The following is a 787-nucleotide window of genomic DNA, read 5'->3' as shown; positions in this document are numbered from 1 at the left end:
AGCCCGGGTCGGACACCGGCTTGCCCGTCCGGTCGCGGAGGATCGCGGTCGGGTGGTCCCGCTTCCACATCGCAGCCTCCTCGGGCTGGGTCTGGAAGCCGTTGACGTAGCAGATCGAGTACTTCCCCTTCGCGGGCCGAGCGGTGCTGTCCCGCTCCACGATCGTGACGCCTGCCGGCGGCGTGTACGAGCCACCGAGCTGGTAGTCGGGGACGCCGGAGGTCGGCAGGTTCCGGTACGAGGACACCGGGGTCGCGGTGGCGCAGGCAGCGGTGCCGAGCACGGCCACCAGGGTCGTCGCGACGGTCATGGTCAGGGTCCTGGCGCGCACCCGGGCATCCTCGCACGCGCAGGGCGAACGGCCCCACCCCCGGTCCGCGGGGCACACCCGCTATGCTTGGGGTACTCGAGGCGCCGATCGCCTCGTGCGTCGTACGGACGCCCCCGACTCCCGACCACCTGCGTGGTCGATGATCGAGCACCTCACGAAGGTGCCCAGGCTTCTCTGCTGCGGCGACTGCGCCAGCCACCGTCGTTGGCGCGCATCCCGCCCGCGCGCTGCCCAGAGCGCGCCCACAACCGGTGCACTCCGGTTGGAAAGGTCAGACCATGACCAACGAAGACATCCGTTTCTCCGACCTCGGCGTCCCCGCGCCGATGGTCGACGTCCTCGCCCAGCAGGGCAAGGAGACCGCCTTCCCGATCCAGGCCGACACCCTCCCGGACTCGCTCCGCGGCAAGGACGTCCTCGGCCGCGGCGCGAGTCCGGGAGGGTGTCGGCCTGGAT

1 protein-coding gene and 1 pseudogene are annotated in these 787 nt (G+C 71.4%); one reads left to right on the top strand and one right to left on the bottom strand.

Annotation, left to right across the window (positions count from 1 at the left end; all coding sequences use genetic code 11):
* A partial coding sequence (locus NS184_RS17080) for an endo alpha-1,4 polygalactosaminidase (protein WP_242863105.1) occupies positions 1-331 on the bottom strand: 331 nt, incomplete at its 3' end.
* A gap of 278 nt (positions 332-609) precedes the next feature.
* On the opposite strand from NS184_RS17080, the pseudogene NS184_RS18825 reads away from it, so the two are divergent.
* A pseudogene (locus NS184_RS18825) lies at positions 610-787 on the top strand (DEAD/DEAH box helicase); the annotation flags it as partial.

This window comes from Curtobacterium luteum, from assembly GCF_001475545.1.
In the GTDB taxonomy this organism is placed as follows: domain Bacteria; phylum Actinomycetota; class Actinomycetes; order Actinomycetales; family Microbacteriaceae; genus Curtobacterium; species Curtobacterium luteum_A.
The sequence above is the reverse complement of the archived record's forward strand: the minus strand, read 5'-3'. Positions and strand labels throughout refer to the sequence as shown.